Genomic DNA, 21,502 nt, shown 5'->3' on the forward strand with positions numbered 1-21,502 from the left:
GAGGGGAACAACCGTTGGCCCGTAGGAGCGGCTCAGGCCCGAGGGGTTCCTTCAGTTGGGGCCATTCGGGTCTTTCTCAACAACCACCAGCCCAGCCCCGCCACGGCGAGCAGCAGCGCCGGAAAGCCCACCGTGGGCGCCCACTGCAGCGCTGCCGCCCCCAGCGCGGGCGCGAGCACGCCGCCCAGGGTGTACGAGAGCACGAGCACGGCGGTGCTGTTGACCAGGGTGATGCCTTCTTCGCGCGAACCGATGTCGATCATGGCCAACGTGTACAGGCAGCCGCCCGCGCCGCCCCACAGGAAGGCCACTGGCGCGGCCAGCCAGAGCGTGCCGGCCACGAATGGAATCACCAGCGTGGCCAGCAGCGTGATCAGCGCACACCAGCGCATGATGGCCAGGCGCACCGCGCGCCCGTCGCCCCAGCGCTGTTGCGGGTGATGGGCCATGCGATCGGCCAGCACGCCGGCGGGCAGCATCATGACCGCGCTGCCCAGGCCGCTGGCCGAGACCAGCAGCGCCGCCACAGTGGCACCCAGGCCGAGTGCCAGGCCATAGAGCGGCAGGATGGACGTAAGCCCGCTCTCGAAGAAGCCGCCGACGAAGCCCACGGTCATGATGAGCGGATGCGCCAGCAGCGCGTGCCACACGCCCGAGAGACCGACCTTGGCGCTGTGTGCATCGGCCGCATCCGGCAGGCGCGGAATGACCAGGCTCCACAGCAGGCCCAGCGTCATGAAGCCCAGCGCGATCCACAAGGCGGCGTCGCTCTCGGCACCCACCCATGCCAGCATCAGCGGCCCGACGATGAAGGTGACGCCCACCATGGTTTCGAAAATGCCCACGTAGCGCCCACGTTGTCCCGGCGGCGAGAACTCGGCCACGATCGCCTCGGCCAGCACCCAGCGCAGGCCGGAGGCCATGCCGGCAGCGATCTTGAGAGCGAACCACAGCCACAGCACCGGCGTGAGGGCGAAGCCGGCGGTGGCAATTACCGGAATGAGCGCCGCCAGCCACAGCGTGGGCCGCCGGCCCAGGCGCTGTGTGATCGCGGAGGCAAAGGGCGTCATGAAGAAAATGCCGAGCCAGCCGCTGGCGGCGAACACGCCGGCCAGCGCGGTCGATTCGCCGCCCGCTTTCAGCCGCAACAAGAGCAGCGGCGTGAGCATGAAATAGCCCACCAGCTCGAAGAAGGTGGAACCGAAGATGGCCACCAGGCCCAGGCGCGCCTCGCTGGCCGAATGGGTGGGCAGCGCGGCCGGGTTGTGCGGCGGAATCGGGTGCTCGCTCACTGCACGACCCTCCGTGCGCTCAGCACCGCATCGACCACCTGCGCGAAACCCGCGCCGCGTTCCTTTTCCGCGAGGTAGCGTGGCTTGTGCGTCAGCACATCCCAAAAGCGCGCGATGTTGGCCACACCCACGCTGTGCGGAAAGTGCTGGAACATGCGCGCGTCGTTGGTCGAATCGCCCACGTAGACCCAGCGGTCGAGCTCGTCGTCGAGTGCGCGGTCAAGCTGCGCGCGCACGATCCAGCGGGCGCCCGCGAGCTTGTCGTGCGCACCGATCCAGCCGTTGATGTGGATCGAGCTCACGGTGGCGTTGAGGCCCTGGTCCTTCATGACGTGCACCACGCGCGCGATGTCCGCTTCGCTCAGATGCGCGAACTCGCTGTGGTCGATGGCGATGTCGGTCTCGCGCCCGGGGCTGTCGGTGGCCAGCCGCGTGCCGGGCACTTCGGCCAGCACGCGCCGGGCCGCTGCTTGCAGCTGGTCGAAGTTGAGCGCGCGGGTGGCCGCGTCCTGCAGGTAAGCGCGGCGCAGCTCGCCGGCCTCGCCGCGCCACAACGCGACCGCGCCGTTCTCCGCCACGATGGCCTTCACCGGCCAGGCCAGAGCAAATCCTTCGCTCCAGCCCGCGGGCCTCCCGGTGATGGCAAACACCGGCACGCCCGCCGTGTGCAGGCGGTGCAGGGCGTCCAGCGCATCGGGCGTGATGCCACCCTCGGTGGTGAGCGTGTCGTCGATGTCGGTCAACACGCCGCAGATGCGGGCACGGGCCTCGGCGGGCCAGAGGGAGAGGGGATTCGTCTGCATGGGAGGCGGGCAGTGTCGCACGGGGCCTGTTCGCCGACGGTGCCATCGGCGACGCGCGGCATGGGGCAGATCGCCCCCTCTGCGTTAGAATTCCGCGATCCGAGGAGCGTTGCAGCGCCCCCACCGACACCATCGGCAGCGGGGCGTGAGGCTCGGACCATCCATGCAACCACGCTCATCCACATCCGTGCGATGAGTCCCTTTTTACTCAGTGCGCGATGTGGTTTGTCCATCCTTAACGGAGCGAAACCACCATGAATGCACGTCTGAATACCCCGGCGGCAACCGACAGCGCCATCGCCGACATTTCCCTCGCCGCCTGGGGCCGCAAGGAAATCAAGATCGCCGAAACCGAAATGCCCGGCCTGATGGCCATCCGCGAAGAGTTCGCGCCGTCGCAGCCGCTCAAGGGCGCGCGCATCACCGGTTCGATCCACATGACGATCCAGACCGCGGTGCTGGTCGAAACCTTGCAAGCCCTGGGCGCGAACGTGCGCTGGGCCTCGTGCAACATCTTCTCCACGCAAGACCACGCCGCTGCCGCCCTGGTGGCGCAAGGCACGCCGGTGTTCGCGCACAAGGGCGAAACCCTGGCCGAGTACTGGGACTTCACCCACCGTATCTTTGAATTCGGCGCCGCCGGCACCGAAGGCGAAGGCCCGAACATGATCCTGGACGATGGCGGCGACGCCACCCTGCTCATGATCCTGGGCCAGAAGGCCGAGAAGGACGCCTCGGTGATCAGCAAGCCCACCAGCGAAGAAGAGACCTGCCTGTTCGCCGCCATCAAGGCCAAGCTCGCGCAAGACCCGACCTGGTACACCCGCAAGGCCGCGCAGATCATCGGCGTGACCGAAGAGACCACCACCGGCGTGCACCGCCTGAAGGAAATGAGCGCCAAGGGCACGCTGCCGTTCCGCGCCATCAACGTGAACGACTCGGTGACCAAGAGCAAGTTCGACAACCTCTACGGCTGCCGCGAATCGCTGGTCGACGGCATCAAGCGCGCCACCGACGTGATGATCGCCGGCAAGGTCGCCGTGGTGGCCGGCTACGGTGACGTGGGCAAGGGCTCGGCACAGGCGCTGCGTGCCCTGTCCGCGCAAGTCTGGGTGACCGAAATCGATCCCATCAACGCCCTGCAGGCCGCGATGGAAGGCTACAAGGTCGTGACCATGGAATACGCCGCCGACAAGGCCGACATCTTCGTCACCACCACCGGCAACAAATCCATCATCACGCACGACCACATGGCGGCGATGAAGGACCAGGCCATCGTCTGCAACATCGGCCACTTCGACAACGAGATCGACATCGCCTCGATCGAGAAGTACGAGTGGGAAGAGATCAAGCCGCAGGTGGACCACGTCAAATTCCCCGATGGCAAGAAGATCATCATGCTGGCCAAGGGTCGCCTGGTGAACCTGGGCTGCGGCACCGGCCACCCCAGCTTCGTGATGTCGAGCTCGTTTGCGAACCAGACCATCGCGCAGATCGAACTGTTCACGCAGCCGCAGAAGTACAAGGTGGGCGAGGTCTACGTGCTGCCCAAGCACCTGGACGAGAAGGTGGCGCGTTTGCACCTGAAGAAGGTCGGCGCGATGTTGACCGAGCTGACGGACGAGCAGGCCGCCTACATCGGCGTGAACAAGGCCGGCCCGTACAAGCCGGACACCTACAGGTACTGAACCGGTCGGCTACTGCGCGGCCGTGATCCTTCGTTGCGGGTCCTTCCGCAGATCCTCACGTAGCGCTGCTACGTTCCGGTCTGCGGATCCCCCCGCGCCTCGGCTGACGGCCGCTCGCTACGCCTCCATTTGGCTTGTCATCGATGCGCGCCGACCAACTTCTCGTTGAACGTGGGCTTGCGAATTCCCGTTCGCAAGCCCAGCGCTTGATCGCGGCGGGCGTGCAGTGGCGCTTGCCGGCTCAGGAATGGCGTGCGATCACCAAGAACGGCGAGGAGCTGCGCGAGACGGTGGAGCTGCGCTTGCTGGACACGGCGGAAACGCGCTATGTCTCGCGCGGTGGTCTCAAGCTCGAAGGGGCGCTGAAGCACACCGGGCTGGACGTGACCGGCCTGCGCTGTCTCGACGTGGGGCAGAGCAGCGGTGGTTTCACCGACTGCCTGCTGCAGCGCGGCGCCGCGCGGGTGGTGGGCGTGGACGTGGGGCAAGGCCAGTTGCACCCGTCGCTGCGAGGCGACGCGCGCGTGGTCTGCCTGGAGAAGTGCAATGCGCGCGAGCTGAGCGCCGAGGTGTTGGCGCAGGCTGGCGGTCCGCCCCCGTTCGAGTTGATCGTGGGCGATCTGTCGTTCATCTCGCAGACGCTGGTGTGGCCTGCTGTGGTGCCGCTGCTGGCGCCCGGCGGGCATCTGCTGATGCTGGTCAAGCCGCAATTCGAATTGCAGCCCGAGCACATCGGCAAGGGCGGTCTGGTGAAGGACGCGACGAGCTACGTTCGGGTGCGCGAGCGCATCGAACAGGCCTGTGCCGACCACGGTCTGACGGTGCGCGACTACTTCGACAGCCCGATCGCTGGCGGCGACGGCAACCGCGAATTTTTTGTGTGTGCGAGCAAGTGATGTAAGGACAAGACGATGGGTCTTCCGATCAGCCTGGAATTCTTCCCGACCAAGACGCCCGAAGGCGCGGTCAAGCTGCGCGCGGTGCGCCAGCAGCTGTATGCGCTCAAGCCCGAGTTCTGCTCGGTGACGTTTGGCGCCGGTGGTTCGACGCAGGACGGCACGCTGCAGGCCGTCACCGAGATCATGGGCGAGGGCGTGCCGGCCGCGCCGCACCTGAGCTGCATTGGCCAGTCGCGCGAGAGCATCCGCGAACGCCTGGCGGCCTACAAGGCCGCCGGCATTCGCCGAATCGTCGCGCTGCGCGGTGACCTGCCCAGTGGCTACGGCATGGGCGGTGAGTTCCGTTACGCGAGCGACCTCGTGGCCTTTGTGCGCGCCGAGACCGGCGACACCTTCCACATCGAGGTGGCCGCCTACCCCGAGACGCATCCGCAGGCGAAAACGCCCCAGTCCGACCTGGACGCCTTCGCCGCCAAGGTGAAGGCCGGCGCGGACTCGGGCATCACGCAGTACTTCTTCAACAGCGACGCCTACTTCCGTTTCGTCGACGATCTGCAGGGTGCGGGCGTGGACGTGCCGGTGGTGCCCGGCATCATGCCCATCACCAGTTCGACGCAACTCATGCGCTTCTCCGACGCCTGCGGCGCCGAGATCCCGCGTTGGATCCGCATGCGGTTGCAGGCGTTTGGCGACGACACGGCATCGATCAAATCGTTCGGTCTCGACGTGGTGAGCGATCTGTGCGATCGTCTGCGTGCCGGCGGTGTGCCCGGTCTGCACTTCTACACCATGAACCAAAGCACTGCCACGACGGACATCGTCCAGCGCCTGGGCCTGTGATGCGTTTGCGGCCAGCGCTCATCCTCGCACTGGCTTGCGTGCTGTGGCTGGGCGGCTGCGCCACGCGCGCGCCGTCGGATGACGAGGCGGGCGATCCGTCGTCGGCGTCCTCTCCCTTGCCGCAGGCGCCCGACGACGGCGAGGTGTTCGAGCGCGGCATGGCCTCCTGGTACGGCGCGCAGTTCCACGGCCGGCGCACGGCCAGCGGTGAAGCCTTCGACCAGAACGAACTCACCGCAGCCCACAAGACCTTGCCCTTCGGCACCTTGGTGCGCGTGCGGCATGCGCGCACCGGCAAGGAGGTAACGGTGCGCATCAACGACCGCGGGCCGTTCACCAAAGGCCGCGTGATCGATCTCAGCCGCGCTGCGGCCAGCGCGCTCGGCCTGATCCAGACCGGCGTGGCGCCGGTGCTCGTGTTCCGCCAGTAAGCGCGCTCACCTTTCGTCGTAACTGACCACGACCCGCTCGCTGGTCGGACGGGCCTGGCAACTCAGCACGAAACCCTTGTCGGTTTCCCACGGTTCGAGTGTGAAGTTCTTGTCCATCTGCACCGCGCCTTCCAGCACCTTGGCGCGGCAGGTGCAGCAGACACCGCCGCGGCACGACCAGGGCAGGTCCAGGCCGGCGTTCAGCGCCACGTCGAGCACACGTTCGTCGCGGTTCATGCGCAGCTCGTGCGGCTTGCCGTCGAGCACCACGGTCAGAGCGACCTCGCCCTCGGCCCGCTCCGCCGGATGGCCGAGCACGATCGCACGGCGCTGCGCGTCGGGCAGGGCGTCCAGCGTGGGGGAGGTGAAGCGCTCGGTGTGCACACGATCGGGCCGCACGCCCGCGTCGAGCAGGGCTTTCTCGGTGGCCTCGATCATGGCTTCGGGGCCGCAGATGAAGACCTCGTCCATGCTTGCCACCGGCAGCAGCGTGGCGATGAGCGCGCGCACCTTGTCGGCATCGATGCGGCCTTCGAGCAAAGGCACCTCCTGGGCCTGGCGCGAGAGGATGTGGATCAGCGTGAGCCGGCTGGCGTAGCGGTCCTTGAGGTCCTGCAAGGCTTCGTTGAACATCACGCTGCCCATGCGCCGGTTGCCGTACACGAGTGTGAATTTCGACGTCGGCGACTCCTCCAATGTGCTGGCCATGAGCGAGAGGATGGGCGTGATGCCCGAACCCGCCGCAAACCCGACGCGGTGCACGGCGCGCGGCTTGTGCACGGTGAAGCGGCCGTCGGGTGGCATGGCCTTGAGCACGTCGCCCTGCTGGAGCGAGGTGGCGGCCCAGTGGGAGAACACGCCGCCTTCCACCGGTCGAATCCCCAGCGTGAGCTCGCCGCGTTGCGCCAGCAGGCTGCGAGGGCTGCTGATGGAGTAGCTGCGCCGCTCGTCCTGCCCGTCGATGGTGGCGCGCACCGTGAGGAACTGGCCGGGCTCGAAGGCAAACACGTCCCGCTGTTCCGCCGGAATGGCCAGGGTGATGGCCACCGCGCCGGCGGCCTCGGGGCTGACGCGGGCGATCGCAAGTTCGTGGAAGCGCGGGGCGGTGGACATGGCATCAATAGGGCTTGAAGTAGTCGAACGGTTCCAGGCAATCCAGGCAGCGGTACATGGCCTTGCAAGCGGTCGAGCCAAAGGGTGAGGTCTCGGTGGTGTGGACCGAGCCGCATTGGGGGCAGGGCACCGTTTCGCGCACCGCGGCCTTGCGCGAGAAGGTCACGGCTTGCGGCTGGACGTTGCCGCACTGAGGTGGCGCGATGCCGTAGGCGCGCAGCTTCTCGCGCGCGGCTTCGTGCATCCAGTCGGTGGTCCAGGCCGGTGCCAGCTGCGTGACGACGCGCGCTTCCAGGGCCGCAAGCGCGAGCGCCGCGCGCACGTCGTCCTCGATCTGTCCCATGGCCGGGCAGCCGCTGTAGGTCGGGGTGATGACCACTTCGGGCACACCGTCGGCGCCGGTGCGCACGTCGCGCAGGATGCCCATCTCGCGCAGGCTGACCACCGGGATCTCCGGATCGCTCAGGTTGGCGAGCGCCTGCCAGATGGCGGCGTGTTCGTGTCCGGCGCTGGCGACCGTTCGCATGGCGCCTGCCTCACCAGACCGCGTGCGGGTGCGCGCGCGCCAGGCTCTGCATCTCGGCCAGCAGGAAGCCCATGTGTTCGGAGTGCACCCCGTGCTGGCCTTGCGGGACGCGGCCTCGCACCTGGGGGCGTTGCAGCGTGGCTTCGCTCAAGGACTCCTCCACCAGAGCGTCCCATTCGGCCTGGAGGCTCGTGGTGTTCACGCCCGTTCCATTGTCGGCCGCGACCTTCTCGGCTTCGTTGCCTGCCCAGAACGCTTGGCAGTACGGCATCAGGTGGTCGATTGCGGCCTGCGCGCGGGCGTGCGAGTCGTCCGTTCCATCACCGAGCCGCACCAGCCAGTCGCTTGCGTGCCGCAGGTGGTAACGCGTTTCCTTGATCGACTTGGCGGCAATGGCCGCCAGTTGCGCATCGGCCGACGTCTGCAACCGGTTCCATACCAGCACCATGAGCGCGCTGTAGAAAAAGTTGCGCACGATGGTGGTGGCGAAGTCGCGGGCCCCGCGCACGGTACCGGCCAGCGGGCCGCCGTGGGGCAGTTCGAGCAAGGTGTGGTTGCGGAATTCGTACGTGTCGCGGAAATAGGCCAGGGTGTCTTCGGTCACCGCGCCGTTGTGGCGTGCGCCGCGCAGGTGCACGAAACGCAAGGCCTCGGCGGTGTCGGCATTGATGAGCGTGGCCGCGTGCTGGTAGAGCAGGCGTGCCTGGCCGAGCAGGTCCAGGCTGTTGTTGGCCAGGGCCAGGTCTTCTTCCAGGATCGGTCCGTGGCCGCACCATTCGGCGTTGCGCTGCCCGAGGACCAGCGCGTTGTCGGCCAGGTGCAGCAGGTAGTCGACGGGTGCGCTGCGCATCACATGTGCCCCACTTTGTCGGGGATCTCGTAGAAGGTGGGATGCCGGTACACCTTGTCGGCCGCCGGGTCGAAGAAGCTGTCCTTGCTGTCGGGCTCGCTGGCGGTGATGCTGCTGGACTGGACGACCCAGATGCTCACGCCTTCCTGGCGCCGCGTGTACACGTCGCGCGCCAGGTGCAGCGCATGCTGCGCGTCGCTGGCGTGCAGGCTGCCGCAGTGCTTGTGCTCAAGGCCTTGTTTGCTGCGCACGAACACTTCCCAGAGCGGCCATTCCTTGAGGGCTGTCACTGGGGTACCTTCGGCTCCGCCAGCGGTGCGAGCTTGCTTGGGGCGGCCCGGCGCGGCGCTCATGCGGCCTCCTTCAGCGTGCGTTGCCGTTGCTTGCGAGCGTGGGCCAGTGCGGCTTCGCGCACCCAGTCGCCCTCATCCCAGGCTTTCACGCGCGTGGCCAGGCGCTCCTTGTTGCAGGGGCCGTCGCCATTCACCACGGCCCAGAATTCGTCCCAGTCGATCGCGCCGAAGTCGTGGTGGCCGCGTTCGGCGTTCCATTTCAGATCCGGGTCGGGCAAGGTGACGCCCAGCACCTCGGCCTGCGGCACCGTCGCATCGACGAACTTCTGGCGCAATTCGTCATTGCCGATGCGCTTGATGCCCCAGCGCATGCCCTGCACGCTGTTGGGGCTGTCGGCGTCGGGCGGGCCGAACATCGCCAGGCATTTCCACCACCAGCGGTTCACCGCGTCCTGCACCATCGCGCGCTGCTCGGACGTGCCCTGCACCATCACCAGCAGCGACTCGAAGCCCTGGCGCTGGTGGAAACTTTCTTCCTTGCAGACGCGGATCATCGCGCGCGCATAGGGGCCATAGCTGCAGCGGCACAGCGGAATCTGGTTCATGATGGCCGCGCCATCGACCAGCCACCCGATCACCCCGACGTCGGCCCAGGTCAGGGTGGGGTAGTTGAAGATCGAGCTGTACTTGGCTTTGCCCGAATGCAGGGCCTCGAACATCTGGTCGCGGCTGGTGCCCAGGGTTTCGGCTGCGCTGTAGAGGTACAGGCCGTGGCCCGCTTCGTCCTGCACCTTGGCCACAAGGATGGTCTTGCGCTTGAGACTGGGTGCTCGCGAAATCCAGTTGCCCTCCGGGAGCATGCCCACGATTTCGCTGTGCGCATGCTGGCTGATCTGGCGCACCAGCGTCTTGCGGTAGGCCTCGGGCATCCAGTCGCGCGGCTCGATCTTGCCATCGGCATCCACGACGCTGTCGAAGTGCGACTGCAAGGCGACATCGGTCTCGTGCAGGGGGATTGCCTTGGTCGAGTCAGCCTGCGGATCGCCTCTGTCCGGCACATTGAACGACTGGGTATACATGGGCGTCTCCTGCCCCCATGAAGGGGTACGGCGCCAGTATATTCAATCGCCAACCGGTTGGTCGGCTAATTGGGAAGGTCTGCTCGCGTGTCGATTACCCGCCAGATTCCAGCGCTTGCGACTTTCCACGTCCTCGTCCAAGGTGGGTCAGCAGTTGCGGCAGTGCTTCCTGGAGCACGCCCTTGAGCGTGTGCGGCGGGTTGATGACAAACATGCCGCTGGCGGTCAGCCCCGGTCGGTCGTCCGGGCCGTGGGTCGGGTCCTGGCCGATGGCCAGCGTGGCGTTGAGCCACGGCCGCTGGGCCTGGTTCGACAAGGTGCGCAGGCGGCGCGGCAAATCGTGCGCTTCCGGCCGCGGAATCACGGGATACCACACCAGATAAGTGCCGGTCGGAAATCGCCTGAGAAGTTCTTGTATGCAGGCGCTTACTTTCGCGTAATCGCTTTTGATTTCGTAACTGGGGTCCATCAGCACCAGGCCGCGCTTCGACCCAGAGGCCGATGGCGGCGGCGGAAGCAGGGGCTTGACGCCTTCAAACCCGTCCTGGCGCGCTACGGCGATGGCACGTCCGGCTTCGAGCTGGGCGATGTTGGCGGAGAGGGTGCGGCTGTCGGTCGGGTGCAGCTCGAAGAGCTTGAGCCGGTCGCGCGATTCGGCCCGCAGCAATTGGTGCATGACGAAGGGCGATCCTGGGTACACGCGCAACGAGCCCGACGGGTTGAAGCCCGCAACCAGGTCCAGGTAGTCGTCGATCGCCGGGGCGACGGCTTTGGCCGCTGGTTGGTCGGCCGCTCGCAGGGCGCCCATGAGCTTGACCACGCCGTCCTTGGCTTCGCCTCCGGTATCGGTGTAGTCCCCATCGAGGCGGTAGAGGCCTGCCCCGGCGTGGGTGTCGATCAACGTCAGCCCCGCTTCTTTCTGCATCAGGTGACGCAGTGTGGCGATCAAGGTGATGTGCTTGAGCACATCCGCATGGTTGCCGGCGTGGAAGGCGTGTCGATAGCTGAACATGCCCTGATGGTAGCCGGCCAGGCTCCTCGCATTTCAAAGTTTGCCGCCAAGGCCCGGAATTTCGTACAATCGAGGGCTTCGCAGCGAACTGCTGGCTCCGCGGCGAAGACTTCAAAACCCACCTAAGAGCGTTCCGTCAGAGAACGACCGACCGTGGAAAAGAGCCGCCAAACCCTCTCCTTTCAGAGAAAACTCATGACCAAAACGTTCAGCGCCAAACCCGCTGACGTGACGCACGAGTGGTTTGTGATTGACGCGACCGACAAGGTCCTCGGACGAGTAGCCAGTGAAGTTGCTCTCCGTTTGCGCGGCAAACACAAGGCCATTTACACGCCTCACGTCGATACCGGTGACTTCATCGTCATCATCAACGCAGCCAAGCTCCGCGTCACGGGCAACAAAGCCCTCGACAAGGTGTACTACCGCCACTCGGGCTTCCCCGGCGGTATCTATGGCACCAACTTCCGCGACATGCAGGCCAAGCACCCTGGCCGCGCCCTCGAGAAGGCCGTCAAGGGCATGTTGCCCAAGGGCCCTCTGGGTTACGCCATGATCAAGAAGCTCAAGGTGTACGGCGGTGCAGAGCATCCGCACACCGCCCAACAGCCGCAAGTGCTGGAAATCTAAAGGAGCCTTGAGATGATTGGTGAATGGAACAACGGCACCGGCCGTCGCAAATCCAGCGTCGCTCGCGTGTTTCTGAAAAAAGGCACCGGCAAGATCACGGTCAATGGCAAGGACATCCAGGTGTACTTCGGCCGCGAGACCTCCATCATGATCGCCAAGCAGCCCCTGCTGCTGACGAACAACGCCGAGACGTTTGACATCCAGGTCAACGTGCACGGTGGTGGTGAATCCGGCCAGGCCGGCGCTGTGCGCCACGGCATCACACGTGCCCTGATCGACTACGACGCGACGCTCAAGTCGGGTCTGTCACAAGCGGGCTACGTGACGCGTGACGCTCGCGAAGTGGAACGTAAAAAGGTCGGTCTGCGCTCTGCGCGCCGCCGCAAGCAGTTCAGCAAGCGCTAAGCACGCTGCACATGCTCCAGAAACCGCCTGCAAGTGCAAACTTGGGGCGGTTTTTGCGTTCTGGGGCTGGGTTGCGTTTGCTTGCACTTTGAAAGGTCTGCATGCGGTTTCGCCTGTTGCGAAGAAGGTTGACGGTGAGTGCGCCGCGGGTGTCGGTGCGCAGTGCGATGCCGTGGCCGTTTCGCTGGGTTCTGGCGGCGTTGCTGCTGGGTTTTTCGGCGGCATTGGCGGTCTGGGCGTTCGAATTCGGCAAGGACATCGCCGGGCTGGACCGCAATTCCAAGCAGGAACTGGAGCAGTTGCGCCGCGAGGTATTGGCGTTGCGAACCGATCTGAGCGAGGCCCAATTGGTGGCCAACACCTCGGACAGCCAGTTGATCTCGGAGCGCGCCACACAGGCGCAGCTGATGGTGCAGATCCGCCAGCTGCAGGCCGACAACGAGTTGCTGCGCAGCGACCTGGGCTTCTTCGAGCGCCTGATCCCGGGCACGGGCAGCGACGCTTTGAGCATCCGGGGGCTGCAGGCCGAGCGCCTTTCGGACAGCCAGTTGAAATGGCAGGTGCTCATGATCCAGGCGGCCAAGAATGCACCCGACTTCAAAGGCAGCCTGGAGGTGATCTTTTCGGGCAAGTTGGCCGGCAAGCCGTGGTCGGCCAAGCAGGCGCCCGTGCCGCAGCCCGTGCTCATCAAGGGCTATCTGCGCATGGAGGGCGTGGTCAATGTGCCCGCGCAGGTCGTGGTAGAAAACGTGACCGCCAAAATCCTGCAGGGCAGTTCGGTCCGGTCCGTGCAATCTTTCAATTTGTGACCCATGCGGTCCACCATCAGGAGAGCTTCATGTTCGCCAAAAAGAAACAACCGCCCATCAAAAGCCTGATTGCCCAAGGCACGCGCATCGAAGGCAATGTGTTGTTCCACGAGGGGCTGCGCATCGATGGGGAAGTGGTGGGCGACATCCGTGCCAGCGACGCTCAGGCCAGTCTGCTGGTGATCAGCGAGGTGGCCCAGGTGACCGGGCAGATCCACGCCGATCACGTGATCATCAATGGTCACGTCAAAGGCCCTGTGCTGGCCTTTGAACTGCTGGAGCTACAGCCCAAAGCACGGATTGAGGGGGATGTGTCCTACAAGGCCTTGGAAATGCACCAGGGTGCCACCATCTCCGGTCAACTCAAGCCAATGGCCAGTGTCGATGACAAACCCACACTGAAATTGGCGGCAAACAACGGCTGAAGGGCGTTCGCAGGCGCTTTGGCTTAGTATCGACGCAGCCGTTTTCTCGGGTGCATGGCACCCACCCTTCCGATAAGAGGTATTCCCATGAATGCAGTGGCCGAACAGATCCCGACCGACATGCCGGCCCCGCTGGTTTTCACCGACAGCGCGGCGGCCAAGGTGGCCGAGTTGGTCGCCGAAGAGGGCAATCCCGATCTCAAACTGCGCGTGTTCGTGCAAGGTGGCGGTTGCTCGGGCTTCCAATACGGTTTTACGTTCGATGAAATCACAAACGAAGACGACACCACCATGACCAAGAATGGTGTGTCGCTGTTGATCGACGCGATGAGCTACCAGTACTTGGTGGGCGCCGAGATCGACTACAAGGAAGACCTTGAGGGCGCTCAATTCGTCATCAAGAACCCCAATGCCACGACCACCTGCGGTTGTGGCTCCAGCTTCAGCGTCTGACGCGCTGCCGGTCTTTCGCGATCTCAAAAAAGAAGGGAGCCTTGGGCTCCCTTCTTTTTTGGCCGCAAGATAGACGGACGGGGTTACTGGGCGCTGGCCTGTTGAATGCTGGCCGCAGCGTCGAGTTGCAGGCGCTGCATCTGGGCCACCGCGTCAAAGCGCGCGCGCAGCGCGGGCGACACCGGCACCGATTCGCTCTGGCGCGCGATGGCCAGCGGATCCACGTGCACACCGTTGTCGCGGAACTCCAGATGCAGATGAGGGCCGGTGGAGGCGCCCGTGGTGCCCACGTTGCCAATGAAGTCACCCTGGCCCACGCGCTGGCCCTTGCGCACGCCGATGCGGCTGAGGTGGGCGTAGACGGTTACTTGGTTGTTGCGGTGGCGGATGTAGATCACGTTGCCGTATCCGCGCTGCACGCCGGCGAATTCGACCGTGCCGTCACCGATGGTGCGCACCGGCGTGCCCGTGGGGGCTGCGTAATCGACGCCCATATGGGCCTTGCGCCCACCCGTGATGGGGTGGAACCGCATGCCGTAGCCGCTGCTGATGCGCGAGAACTCCAGCGGGGAGGCCAGGTAGTAGCGGCGCGCGCTCTGGCCATCAAACCCGTAGTAGCCGCCTTTTTGACCCGGTTCTTCGAACCACACGGCCTCGTGTTCCTTGCCGTCGTTGACGAACTCGGCACTCAGCACGCGGCCGGTGCGCAGGCTCTCGCCATCGGCTTCCAGGCTTTCAAAGACCACGCTGAAACGGTCGCCTTGGCGCAGGTCGCGCCGGAAGTCGATGTCGCTGGAGAACATTTCGGCCAACTGGATGGCCACGGGGTCGGGAATACCGGCGGCGTCGGTCGCGGCGAAGAGCGAGCTGCGGATGACGCCGCTGGCCAGCCGGGTCGATGTGGTGAGCGCGCCATGTTCAAGGCGCGAGTTAAGCGCGCCGTTGTCGGACTTTTCCACCACCAGGCGGGTGAAGGTGTTTTCGTCGGCGGAAAGCCAGCGCGCGGTCAGGCGCAGCAGCTCGTTTCGCTCGTTGGCTTCCACGTTGACCAGGCGGCCGCTGCGGCCCAGCAGTTGGCGCGCCAGCGGGTCGCTGCGCAAGAAGGCCTGGGCGGCGGAGTCGGGCACGCCCAGGCGCTGCAAGAGGCTTTGGGCGGTGTCGTCGCGGCGCGTGGCCTCGGTGCGGAACAGCACCATGGGCGTGGCGGTGAGGGAGGCAGCGTCCAGTGCGCCGATATCGGCGGCCAGCGGCGTGTTGAGCGCTTCGATGACCTGGTGCACGGGAAGATCGGCCGCATCGGGTGCGAGCGGCGCAATGCCGAAGGCGGTAACGCCAGTGCCCAGCAGCAGCACACCCAGGCCGCCCATGATGCGGCGTGGGTGGCGGGAGAGGCTTTGGCTTGCGGCATCCAGAAGTTGTGCCAGCGTGTGAAGTAGCGGACGGGTCAAAATCGGTTTTCCGGTAAGGACTGCTCCCGACTGTGGGGCAGCGCACAGAAAAAAGAGCGATTGAGGTGCAGGAAGTTCACCCAAACGCTCGGGCGGTGACAGATGGGCTTGATATCGTGCAAAAAGTGCGCCAACTAAAATCCGTCACACAGCACCCGGCATTTTATGCAGTGCCATGTCCACCGCATCTGAAGAAACCCGTATGACATCCCTTTCAAACGACGCCGAAAGTTCTCAAAAAAATGTGCCGATGACCGATGGCGTAAGAGAAGCGCTGAACATCACGCTGCGGGGGTGCGAAGAACTGATTCCGCAGGCGGATTGGGTCAAAAAATTGTCACAGTCGGAAACCAGCGGACAGCCTTTGCGCATCAAGCTCGGCCTGGACCCGACCGCGCCAGACATCCACATCGGCCACACCGTGGTGCTCAACAAGATGCGCCAGTTGCAGGACCTGGGGCACCAGGTGATTTTTCTGATCGGCGACTTCACCAGCCTGATCGGTGATCCATCCGGCCGCAACAACACGCGTCCGCCGCTCACGCCCGAGCAGATCAAGGCCAATGCCGAGACCTACTACAAGCAGGCCAGTCTGGTGCTGGACCCGGCGCGTACCGAGATCCGCTACAACAGCGAGTGGAGCCTGCCGCTGGGTTCGATGGGGATGATCCAGCTCGCGGCCAAGTACACCGTGGCGCGCATGATGGAGCGCAACGATTTCCACGATCGCTTCAAGGCTGGCACGCCGATCAGCGTGCACGAGTTCCTGTACCCGTTGATGCAGGGTTACGACTCGGTGGCACTCAAGAGCGACCTGGAGTTGGGCGGCACCGACCAGAAGTTCAACCTGCTGATGGGGCGCCATCTGCAGGCCGAGTACGGCCAGTCGCCGCAGTGCATCCTGACCATGCCCTTGCTCGAAGGCCTGGACGGCGTCGAGAAGATGTCCAAGAGCAAGAACAATTACATCGGCATCACGGAAGATCCGAACTCGATGTTCGCGAAGGTGCTGAGCATTTCGGACACGCTGATGTGGCGCTGGTACACGCTGCTGTCGTTCCAGTCGCTGGCGCACATCGAATCGCTGAAGCAGGCGATCGCGCAGGGTGCGAACCCGAAGGATGCGAAGGTGGCGCTGGCGAAGGAAATCACCACGCGCTTCCACAGCGCGGCGGCGGCCGATGCGGCCGAGCAGGATTTCATCCACCGCAGCAAGGGCGGCGTGCCGGACGAGATTCCCGAGGTGTCGTTGTCGGGCGCACCCTTGGGCATTGCGCCGTTGTTGAAGTCGGCCGGGTTGGCACCGTCGAACAGCGAGGCCAACCGTCTCATTGACGGCGGAGGCGTGCGTGTCGATGGGGCTGTCATCAGCGACAAGGGTTTGAAGCTGCCTACTGGGACCTTCGTGGTGCAAGTGGGCAAGCGCAAATTTGCGCGGGTGACGCTGGTTTAGTCCGCGTCCCGCTCATCGACCTCGCGGGCTACGAGAGCTTGGGCGCTCTGCTCCGCGGGTGTCCCCCGCCGCCGGGAGGGCGGCTCCTCCTTTACCCCGCTGCGCAAAGCACCCAAGCTCTCGCAGCTGGCGGCTTGTTGGAATGCCTTCACGCGGGTCGTCCGGGTGGTTGGGGGGCTTAGCGCGCCCCGGCCTTTTCCAGCATCGCCACCATCGCCACGTACCCACGAGCCTTCGCGAGTGCCAGCGGCGTTTGCCCTGAGCGATCGGCCAGTTGCAGGTTCGCCTTCGCATCGATCAAGGCTTTGAGCGTGGCCTGGTGGCGCGCACCGCCATCGCCCAGCACGATGGATTCGATTGTCGCCGTCCAGTGCAGGTTGTTCACGTGATCCAGTGGCGCACCCGCAGCGATCAGCTGCCGCACCACGCCGTCGTGCCCGAGGTGGGCCGCCGCGATCAAGGCGGTGCCGTCGTAGCGGCTGGTGGTCTGCTTCGCGCTCGCGCCCAGTTGCAGCAACAGCCGCAGCGTGTCTTCGTCGTCCGCGACCGAGGCGATCGTCACCGCGTCGTAGCGGTCGTTTTCCAGCCGGTCGATATCGGCGCCGGCCTTCACCAACGCGCGCAGCGCATCGCGTTGCCGCGCGAAGGTGGCCACGTGCAAGGGCGTGCGGCCGCGCGCGTCGGTCGCGTTCACGGCCGCGCCGCTGGCGACCCCTTGTGCGATCTTCGCGACGTCGCCGCGATGGGCGGCGGCGTGCAGGCCGGTGTAGGCGGCCGCTTCCGAGGGACTGGGCGCCACTTGCGCCCAGGCGGGCGAGAGGGCCGTGGCGAGCAACCATGCGGACCAGGTTCGACGGTTCATGACGAAGACTCCTCTCGACAGATGGATGCGTGTGACGGGCTTACTTCAGCAGGTCCTTGACCTTGTCCAGCGCGGCCATCGCGCATTGTTCGTCCAGGTGGCCGCCGGGTGCACCGCCCACGCCCACCGCGCCGATCACGTCGTTGCCCACCTTCACCGGCACACCGCCGCCGAGCAGCAGGTAGCCTGGGATGTCGCCCAGGTTGGCGGCGGCGGGGTTCTTCTGTGAGCCTTCCATGATGGCCAGCGTGGTGTTCTTCGCCGAGGCCGAGGTGAAGGCTTTCAGGCGGCTGGCTTCGAGCGTGTGCGGGCCGGCGTTGTCGGCGCGCATGACCGCGCGCACGGTGCCGGCGCGGTCGACCACCGTGGCGGCCACGTTGTAGCCCGCCGCGCTGCAGGACGCGACGGTGGCGGCGGCGATCTGGGCCGCGAGGTCGAGCGAGATGTTCTTTTCCACGCGCACGGCCTGGGCGCTGGCGAGGCCGGCGGCGGCGAGCGAGAGGGCGATGACGGTGGCTTTGGCGAAGGCTTGCATGGTGTTCTCCGGGGGTGTGCAACGGTTCGATCAACCGTGGGAGAACTGTAGAAACCGGGGCGCGAAGCCGCCATTCGGGCGGCTACGCGCGGCCCTCCGTAGAACTACGCAGCGCCGCCCACGTCTTGCGCGTCGACCAGTGCCGCGTAGTGCCGGATCAACTGCGCCAGCGAAGGTGCCTGGAGCTTGCCGAACAGGTTGGCGCGGTGCGTCTCCACCGTGCGCGGCGAGAGGGTGAGCGCGCGGCCGATCTCCTTGTTGGTGAGGCCTTCGACGATGAGGCCCAGCACCTCGCGTTCGCGCTCGGAGAGTTGCGCATAGCGCTCGCGCGCCGAGCGATCGGCCTCGTGCCGCTGGCGCGAGCGGACATGCTGGCGCACCGCGTTCTGCAGGGCTTCCAGCAAGGCTTCGTCGTTCACCGGCTTCTCCAGGAACTCGGCCGCGCCGGCCTTGAACGCGCGGCGGCACATGTCCACCGTGCCGTGCCCGGTCAGCATGATCACGGGTTGGTCGACCCCTTCTTCCATCAGGTTGTCGAGCACGCTCAGCCCGCTGATGCCAGGCATGCGCACGTCCAGCACGATGGCACCGATGCCATCCCGATCGAACTGCGCCAGAAAGGCCTGCGGGTCGCCCCAGGTCTGCACGCGCAGGCCGACGGTGCCGATCAGCAAGGCCAGGCTCTCGCGCACGGCCTCGTCGTCGTCGAGAAGGTGGATGGTGGGGGACAGGGTTTCCGATGCATTCACGGACGCTCTCCTGGGCTCAAGGGCAGTTGCAGGGTGAACACGGCGCCGCCGAGCACGCGGTTGGCGGCCCCCAGCGAGCCGCCCATGCCGCTGGCCAGGGTTTCGCACAGGCTCAAGCCCAGGCCCAGGCCACCGTCGCGCGTCGAGAAGAAGGGTTCGAACAGGCGCGGCAATATCTCGGGCGGGATGCCCGGGCCGCTGTCGGCCACCTGGAGTTCGCCGCGTCCATCGTGCGCGCCCAGGGTGAGGGTGAGCGCGCGGTGCGGCAGCGGTACTTGCTCGAGCGCCTGCAGGGCGTTGAAGATCAGGTTGTGCACGATCTGGTCCAGCGCGACCGCATCGGCCTGCACGCTCACCGCGTCGGCGCCGTCCAGTATCGGCGTCACGCCGCGGCGCTGGCATTCGGGTTCGAGCAGGTAGAGCGCGCGCTTGACGGCCTCGTTCAGGTTCACCGCCTGCAGGGAGCCTGCGGTGTCGGGCCGTTCGACCACACGGCGCAAACGGCCCACGACTTCGGCGGCGCGCCGTGCCTGGGCCACCGCCTTCTCCATGGCGCCGCGTGCGGTGGCCAGTTCCGGCGGCTCCTCGTGGAGCAGGCGCTGCGCGGCTTGCGTGTTGGCCAGCACGGCGGTCAGCGGCTGGTTGAGTTCGTGCGCCATGCCGGCTGCCAGCTCGCCCAGGGTGTTCAGGCGCGCCACCTGGCCCAGGCGCAGGAGCTCTTCGGCGCGCCGTCGGGCCGCGCGCTGGCGCTGCAGATGGCGCAACGCGGTCAGCAGCAAGGCCACGGCCAACGTCCAGGCCGACATGCGCATCCAGGGCAACTGACCGGGTCTCACCGTCACACTGCTCACCACGTCGAAGGGCTGGCTTTCGCTGGCCAGCGGTTTGCGCGCCTCCCAGTGCCAGCCCAGAGCGGCGGTGTCGCGACCGGTCTGGATGACGTGGCGTGCGCCGTCTTGTTCCAGCACCACGCGCACCGGGCTGCTCTGGGGTTCCATGGGCCACTCCGACCACGGCACCATGGCGCGCATGTCCAGATCGAGCGCGTAGCTGGAAGGATAGGCGGACAGCACCAGTTGGTAGCGTCCTCTGGCGAGATCGGTGGCGGCCAAGGCGGCACGGCGTTGCACGTGCGAGGCGGCCTCGGCGCGCGCCAGCTGGGGGGCGGGCCACTCGCCGCCAGGATCGCGGCGTTGCACGGCGAGTATCTGCGGATACAGCGCGGGCAGGCGCTGCTCTGGCGAGGCGCTGGGCGCCTCCAGCGGCGCGGGCTGCAGCAGCGCCAGGGTGGCGAGGATCGCGTCGTGCTGCACCACCTGCTGGCTCAGCAGGCGGTGGACGATGCGGGCGTCGGTCTCGAACAGCGCACGCTGCGCGTCCAGCCATTGGCGCGCGAGCAGCATGGACCCCGCGGCCGACAGCACCACGCCGCCCAATACCCACCACCAGCGCTGCCCGGACTGCTTCATGCGGCGGATTCTGGCACGGGCACGCCGATGATCTCGTCACAATCGCTGCATGACCTCCCCCACCCTTCGCTCGCTCACGCCCCGGCGCCTGCTGATGGCGTCGATCGTGGTGGCCTTGGTCACCATCGGCCTGAAGACCGGCGCGTGGTGGGTCACCGGTTCGGTGGGTCTGCTCTCCGACGCCATGGAGTCGCTGGTGAACCTGGCCAGCGCGGTGTTCGGCCTGGTGATGGTGACCATCGCCGCGCGCCCGGCCGATGAGGAGCACCCCTACGGTCATCACAAGGCCGAGTACTTCTCATCGGGCTTCGAAGGCATTCTCATCATCGCGGCCGCGTTGGGCATCGTGTGGGCCGCCGGGCAGCGGCTGCTCGACCCCAGGCCGATCGAGCAGGTGGGCTGGGGTTTGACCCTGTCCGTGGCCAGTTCGGTGCTCAACGGCGCGCTGGCCTGGGTGATGCTGCGCGCGGCGAAGGTGCACCGTTCCATCGCACTGGAGGCAGACGCCAGGCATCTTTTCTCCGATGTGTGGACCTCGGGTGGCGTGGTGTTGGGCATCGTGCTGGTGACGCTGACCGGCTGGCTCTGGCTCGACCCGCTGGTGGCCCTGCTCGTGGCGCTCAACATCCTCAAGGAAGGTGCGAGGCTGTTGTGGCGTTCGTCGCAGGGCCTGATGGACGAAGCGGCGGAGCCCGAGGTGCTGGACGCGATCCAGGCCGCGCTCGACCGGTTCGCCCGCGCGCACGAGGCCGCGATCCGGTTCGACCACGTGAGCACACGCCGCGCGGGCCAGCGCCGTTTTGTGGATGTGCATATGCACCTGCCGGCCGCATGGTCGTTGGGGCGCGCGGCATCGATGCGGGGCCAGCTGGAGCGGGACCTGATGCGCGCGGTGCCCGGCCTGCGCGCCACCATCCAGCTGTTGCCCGTGGACGTGGAAACCCATTTTTTCGACGAGGAAGACTTGAAATGATTTCGCTGCTGCAGCGCGTGAGCGAAGCCCGCGTGGAGATCGCGGGGGAGACGGTGGGCGCCATCGGGCCGGGTTTGCTGATGCTCTTGTGCGCCGAGCCCGACGACACCGCCGCCGTGGGCGAGAAGCTGCTGGCCAAGGTGCTGAAGCTGCGCATCTTCGGCGACGAGGCGGGCAAGATGAACCGCAGCGTGCAGGACGTCGGCGGTGGCCTGCTGATCGTGAGCCAGTTCACCCTGGCGGCCGACACGAAGAGCGGCAACCGGCCGGGCTTCACGGGCGCCGCGCCGCCGGCCTTGGGCGAGGCGCTGTACGACCGGTTTGTGTTGGCCGCGCGCGCCGCGCACCCGGTGGTGGCCACGGGACGCTTCGGGGCCGACATGCGGGTGTGCCTGGTCAACGACGGGCCGGTGACGATTCCCTTGCGGATGAATTGACTCCACGCCTTCGCACCGGCGCGACGTGTCT

Annotated in this window: 25 protein-coding genes and 1 riboswitch; of the genes, 12 read left to right on the forward strand and 13 right to left on the reverse strand. The window is 66.2% G+C overall.

Annotated features, from left to right (window positions below; genetic code table 11):
- Window positions 1-32: 32 nt before the first annotated feature.
- Both F9K07_RS04055 and F9K07_RS04060 read right to left on the reverse strand, forming a co-directional pair.
- Window positions 33-1,292, reverse strand: coding sequence for an MFS transporter (locus tag F9K07_RS04055; RefSeq protein ID WP_159589632.1), 1,260 nt, complete (start codon window positions 1,290-1,292; stop codon window positions 33-35).
- Window positions 1,289-2,095, reverse strand: coding sequence for an HAD-IIB family hydrolase (locus tag F9K07_RS04060; RefSeq protein WP_159589634.1), 807 nt, complete (start codon window positions 2,093-2,095; stop codon window positions 1,289-1,291). The genes F9K07_RS04055 and F9K07_RS04060 overlap by 4 nt, the downstream gene beginning before the upstream one ends.
- 95 nt (window positions 2,096-2,190) lie before the next feature.
- Window positions 2,191-2,279: riboswitch (S-adenosyl-L-homocysteine riboswitch) on the forward strand.
- Window positions 2,280-2,349: 70 nt separating this feature from the next.
- On the opposite strand from F9K07_RS04060, the gene ahcY reads away from it, so the two are divergent.
- The 4 genes from ahcY (at window position 2,350) to F9K07_RS04080 (ending at window position 5,953) form a co-directional block, all read left to right on the forward strand.
- Window positions 2,350-3,783: an adenosylhomocysteinase gene (ahcY, locus tag F9K07_RS04065; protein ID WP_159589636.1), complete on the forward strand. Its 1,434-nt coding sequence runs from the start codon at window positions 2,350-2,352 to the stop codon at window positions 3,781-3,783.
- Between the two features lie 143 nt (window positions 3,784-3,926).
- On the forward strand, window positions 3,927-4,679 hold the full coding sequence (locus F9K07_RS04070) for a TlyA family RNA methyltransferase (protein WP_159596807.1): 753 nt from the start codon (window positions 3,927-3,929) through the stop codon (window positions 4,677-4,679).
- A 15-nt stretch (window positions 4,680-4,694) separates the two neighbouring features.
- Window positions 4,695-5,522 carry a methylenetetrahydrofolate reductase [NAD(P)H] gene (metF, locus tag F9K07_RS04075; RefSeq protein ID WP_159589638.1) on the forward strand — a complete coding sequence of 276 codons (828 nt, stop codon included), beginning with the start codon at window positions 4,695-4,697 and terminating at the stop codon, window positions 5,520-5,522.
- Window positions 5,522-5,953 (forward strand): septal ring lytic transglycosylase RlpA family protein, encoded by a 432-nt coding sequence (locus F9K07_RS04080; protein ID WP_159589640.1) that lies wholly within the window; start codon window positions 5,522-5,524, stop codon window positions 5,951-5,953. Before metF ends, F9K07_RS04080 begins: the two co-directional genes overlap by 1 nt.
- Window positions 5,954-5,959: 6 nt before the next feature.
- Here the strand turns inward: F9K07_RS04080 and F9K07_RS04085 are convergent, their stop codons facing one another.
- The 6 genes from F9K07_RS04085 to F9K07_RS04110 all read right to left on the reverse strand — a co-directional run bounded on the left by F9K07_RS04085 (window position 5,960) and on the right by F9K07_RS04110 (window position 10,826).
- A complete protein-coding gene (locus F9K07_RS04085) occupies window positions 5,960-7,066 on the reverse strand; it encodes a 2Fe-2S iron-sulfur cluster-binding protein (RefSeq protein WP_159589642.1) in 1,107 nt (368 codons plus the stop codon).
- A 4-nt stretch (window positions 7,067-7,070) separates the two neighbouring features.
- Window positions 7,071-7,592 carry a 1,2-phenylacetyl-CoA epoxidase subunit PaaD gene (paaD, locus tag F9K07_RS04090; protein ID WP_159589644.1) on the reverse strand — a complete coding sequence of 174 codons (522 nt, stop codon included), beginning with the start codon at window positions 7,590-7,592 and terminating at the stop codon, window positions 7,071-7,073.
- Window positions 7,593-7,602: 10 nt separating this feature from the next.
- Window positions 7,603-8,442, reverse strand: coding sequence for a 1,2-phenylacetyl-CoA epoxidase subunit PaaC (gene paaC, locus F9K07_RS04095; RefSeq protein ID WP_159589647.1), 840 nt, complete (start codon window positions 8,440-8,442; stop codon window positions 7,603-7,605).
- Window positions 8,442-8,795, reverse strand: coding sequence for a 1,2-phenylacetyl-CoA epoxidase subunit PaaB (paaB, locus tag F9K07_RS04100; RefSeq protein ID WP_159589649.1), 354 nt, complete (start codon window positions 8,793-8,795; stop codon window positions 8,442-8,444). Before paaB ends, paaC begins: the two co-directional genes overlap by 1 nt.
- Window positions 8,792-9,814 carry a 1,2-phenylacetyl-CoA epoxidase subunit PaaA gene (gene paaA / locus F9K07_RS04105; RefSeq protein WP_159589651.1) on the reverse strand — a complete coding sequence of 341 codons (1,023 nt, stop codon included), beginning with the start codon at window positions 9,812-9,814 and terminating at the stop codon, window positions 8,792-8,794. Before paaA ends, paaB begins: the two co-directional genes overlap by 4 nt.
- 94 nt (window positions 9,815-9,908) lie before the next feature.
- Window positions 9,909-10,826, reverse strand: coding sequence for a 23S rRNA (adenine(2030)-N(6))-methyltransferase RlmJ (locus F9K07_RS04110; RefSeq protein WP_159589653.1), 918 nt, complete (start codon window positions 10,824-10,826; stop codon window positions 9,909-9,911).
- A 195-nt stretch (window positions 10,827-11,021) separates the two neighbouring features.
- Between F9K07_RS04110 and rplM the strand changes: the two genes are divergently transcribed.
- The 5 genes from rplM (at window position 11,022) to erpA (ending at window position 13,545) form a co-directional block, all read left to right on the forward strand.
- Window positions 11,022-11,453: a 50S ribosomal protein L13 gene (rplM, locus tag F9K07_RS04115; protein ID WP_137917360.1), complete on the forward strand. Its 432-nt coding sequence runs from the start codon at window positions 11,022-11,024 to the stop codon at window positions 11,451-11,453.
- 12 nt (window positions 11,454-11,465) lie between these two features.
- The gene (gene rpsI / locus F9K07_RS04120) at window positions 11,466-11,858 is read left to right on the forward strand and encodes a 30S ribosomal protein S9 (protein ID WP_159589655.1); all 393 of its coding nucleotides are present in this window, start codon (window positions 11,466-11,468) and stop codon (window positions 11,856-11,858) included.
- Between the two features lie 101 nt (window positions 11,859-11,959).
- On the forward strand, window positions 11,960-12,667 hold the full coding sequence (locus F9K07_RS04125) for a DUF6776 family protein (protein WP_159589657.1): 708 nt from the start codon (window positions 11,960-11,962) through the stop codon (window positions 12,665-12,667).
- Between the two features lie 29 nt (window positions 12,668-12,696).
- Window positions 12,697-13,092, forward strand: a complete 396-nt coding sequence (locus F9K07_RS04130) for a bactofilin family protein (RefSeq protein WP_159589659.1) — start codon at window positions 12,697-12,699, stop codon at window positions 13,090-13,092.
- An 87-nt stretch (window positions 13,093-13,179) separates the two neighbouring features.
- Window positions 13,180-13,545 carry an iron-sulfur cluster insertion protein ErpA gene (gene erpA / locus F9K07_RS04135; RefSeq protein ID WP_137917364.1) on the forward strand — a complete coding sequence of 122 codons (366 nt, stop codon included), beginning with the start codon at window positions 13,180-13,182 and terminating at the stop codon, window positions 13,543-13,545.
- Between the two features lie 83 nt (window positions 13,546-13,628).
- Here the strand turns inward: erpA and F9K07_RS04140 are convergent, their stop codons facing one another.
- On the reverse strand, window positions 13,629-14,993 hold the full coding sequence (locus F9K07_RS04140) for a M23 family metallopeptidase (RefSeq protein ID WP_236581790.1): 1,365 nt from the start codon (window positions 14,991-14,993) through the stop codon (window positions 13,629-13,631).
- Window positions 14,994-15,195: 202 nt separating this feature from the next.
- Between F9K07_RS04140 and tyrS the strand changes: the two genes are divergently transcribed.
- Entirely contained in the window at window positions 15,196-16,446 is a 1,251-nt protein-coding gene (tyrS, locus tag F9K07_RS04145) for a tyrosine--tRNA ligase (protein WP_159589661.1), read from the forward strand.
- 178 nt (window positions 16,447-16,624) lie between these two features.
- On the opposite strand, the gene F9K07_RS04150 is transcribed toward tyrS, so the two are convergent.
- The 4 genes from F9K07_RS04150 to F9K07_RS04165 all read right to left on the reverse strand — a co-directional run bounded on the left by F9K07_RS04150 (window position 16,625) and on the right by F9K07_RS04165 (window position 20,061).
- Window positions 16,625-17,308: an ankyrin repeat domain-containing protein gene (locus tag F9K07_RS04150; RefSeq protein ID WP_159589663.1), complete on the reverse strand. Its 684-nt coding sequence runs from the start codon at window positions 17,306-17,308 to the stop codon at window positions 16,625-16,627.
- 40 nt (window positions 17,309-17,348) lie between these two features.
- The gene (locus F9K07_RS04155; protein ID WP_159589665.1) at window positions 17,349-17,843 is read right to left on the reverse strand and encodes a GlcG/HbpS family heme-binding protein; all 495 of its coding nucleotides are present in this window, start codon (window positions 17,841-17,843) and stop codon (window positions 17,349-17,351) included.
- 104 nt (window positions 17,844-17,947) lie between these two features.
- Window positions 17,948-18,592: a response regulator transcription factor gene (locus tag F9K07_RS04160; protein ID WP_159589667.1), complete on the reverse strand. Its 645-nt coding sequence runs from the start codon at window positions 18,590-18,592 to the stop codon at window positions 17,948-17,950.
- Window positions 18,589-20,061: a sensor histidine kinase gene (locus F9K07_RS04165; RefSeq protein WP_159589669.1), complete on the reverse strand. Its 1,473-nt coding sequence runs from the start codon at window positions 20,059-20,061 to the stop codon at window positions 18,589-18,591. The genes F9K07_RS04160 and F9K07_RS04165 overlap by 4 nt, the downstream gene beginning before the upstream one ends.
- 49 nt (window positions 20,062-20,110) lie before the next feature.
- On the opposite strand from F9K07_RS04165, the gene F9K07_RS04170 reads away from it, so the two are divergent.
- Together F9K07_RS04170 and dtd are read left to right on the forward strand one after the other, a co-directional pair.
- Entirely contained in the window at window positions 20,111-21,034 is a 924-nt protein-coding gene (locus F9K07_RS04170; RefSeq protein WP_159589671.1) for a cation diffusion facilitator family transporter, read from the forward strand.
- Window positions 21,031-21,471: a D-aminoacyl-tRNA deacylase gene (gene dtd, locus F9K07_RS04175; RefSeq protein WP_159589673.1), complete on the forward strand. Its 441-nt coding sequence runs from the start codon at window positions 21,031-21,033 to the stop codon at window positions 21,469-21,471. The genes F9K07_RS04170 and dtd overlap by 4 nt, the downstream gene beginning before the upstream one ends.
- Window positions 21,472-21,502: the final 31 nt, after the last annotated feature.

The sequence above is a fragment of the Hydrogenophaga sp. BPS33 genome, from assembly GCF_009859475.1.
In the GTDB taxonomy this organism is placed as follows: Bacteria; Pseudomonadota; Gammaproteobacteria; order Burkholderiales; family Burkholderiaceae_C; genus Hydrogenophaga.

Bases quoted from the DNA above. Each gene is read 5' to 3' on its own strand.
- F9K07_RS04060 (WP_159589634.1), bottom strand. From the start codon at position 2,095: ATGCAGACGAATCCCCTCTCCCTCTGGCCCGCCGAGGCCCGTGCCCGC.
- ahcY (WP_159589636.1), top strand. From the start codon at position 2,350: ATGAATGCACGTCTGAATACCCCGGCGGCAACCGACAGCGCCATCGCC.
- F9K07_RS04070 (WP_159596807.1), top strand. From the start codon at position 3,927: ATGCGCGCCGACCAACTTCTCGTTGAACGTGGGCTTGCGAATTCCCGT.
- metF (WP_159589638.1), top strand. From the start codon at position 4,695: ATGGGTCTTCCGATCAGCCTGGAATTCTTCCCGACCAAGACGCCCGAA.
- F9K07_RS04080 (WP_159589640.1), top strand. From the start codon at position 5,522: ATGCGTTTGCGGCCAGCGCTCATCCTCGCACTGGCTTGCGTGCTGTGG.
- F9K07_RS04085 (WP_159589642.1), bottom strand. From the start codon at position 7,066: ATGTCCACCGCCCCGCGCTTCCACGAACTTGCGATCGCCCGCGTCAGC.
- paaD (WP_159589644.1), bottom strand. From the start codon at position 7,592: ATGCGAACGGTCGCCAGCGCCGGACACGAACACGCCGCCATCTGGCAG.
- paaC (WP_159589647.1), bottom strand. From the start codon at position 8,442: ATGCGCAGCGCACCCGTCGACTACCTGCTGCACCTGGCCGACAACGCG.
- paaB (WP_159589649.1), bottom strand. From the start codon at position 8,795: ATGAGCGCCGCGCCGGGCCGCCCCAAGCAAGCTCGCACCGCTGGCGGA.
- paaA (WP_159589651.1), bottom strand. From the start codon at position 9,814: ATGTATACCCAGTCGTTCAATGTGCCGGACAGAGGCGATCCGCAGGCT.
- F9K07_RS04110 (WP_159589653.1), bottom strand. From the start codon at position 10,826: ATGTTCAGCTATCGACACGCCTTCCACGCCGGCAACCATGCGGATGTG.
- rplM (WP_137917360.1), top strand. From the start codon at position 11,022: ATGACCAAAACGTTCAGCGCCAAACCCGCTGACGTGACGCACGAGTGG.
- rpsI (WP_159589655.1), top strand. From the start codon at position 11,466: ATGATTGGTGAATGGAACAACGGCACCGGCCGTCGCAAATCCAGCGTC.
- F9K07_RS04125 (WP_159589657.1), top strand. From the start codon at position 11,960: ATGCGGTTTCGCCTGTTGCGAAGAAGGTTGACGGTGAGTGCGCCGCGG.
- F9K07_RS04130 (WP_159589659.1), top strand. From the start codon at position 12,697: ATGTTCGCCAAAAAGAAACAACCGCCCATCAAAAGCCTGATTGCCCAA.
- erpA (WP_137917364.1), top strand. From the start codon at position 13,180: ATGAATGCAGTGGCCGAACAGATCCCGACCGACATGCCGGCCCCGCTG.
- tyrS (WP_159589661.1), top strand. From the start codon at position 15,196: ATGACATCCCTTTCAAACGACGCCGAAAGTTCTCAAAAAAATGTGCCG.
- F9K07_RS04150 (WP_159589663.1), bottom strand. From the start codon at position 17,308: ATGAACCGTCGAACCTGGTCCGCATGGTTGCTCGCCACGGCCCTCTCG.
- F9K07_RS04155 (WP_159589665.1), bottom strand. From the start codon at position 17,843: ATGCAAGCCTTCGCCAAAGCCACCGTCATCGCCCTCTCGCTCGCCGCC.
- F9K07_RS04165 (WP_159589669.1), bottom strand. From the start codon at position 20,061: ATGAAGCAGTCCGGGCAGCGCTGGTGGTGGGTATTGGGCGGCGTGGTG.
- F9K07_RS04170 (WP_159589671.1), top strand. From the start codon at position 20,111: ATGACCTCCCCCACCCTTCGCTCGCTCACGCCCCGGCGCCTGCTGATG.
- dtd (WP_159589673.1), top strand. From the start codon at position 21,031: ATGATTTCGCTGCTGCAGCGCGTGAGCGAAGCCCGCGTGGAGATCGCG.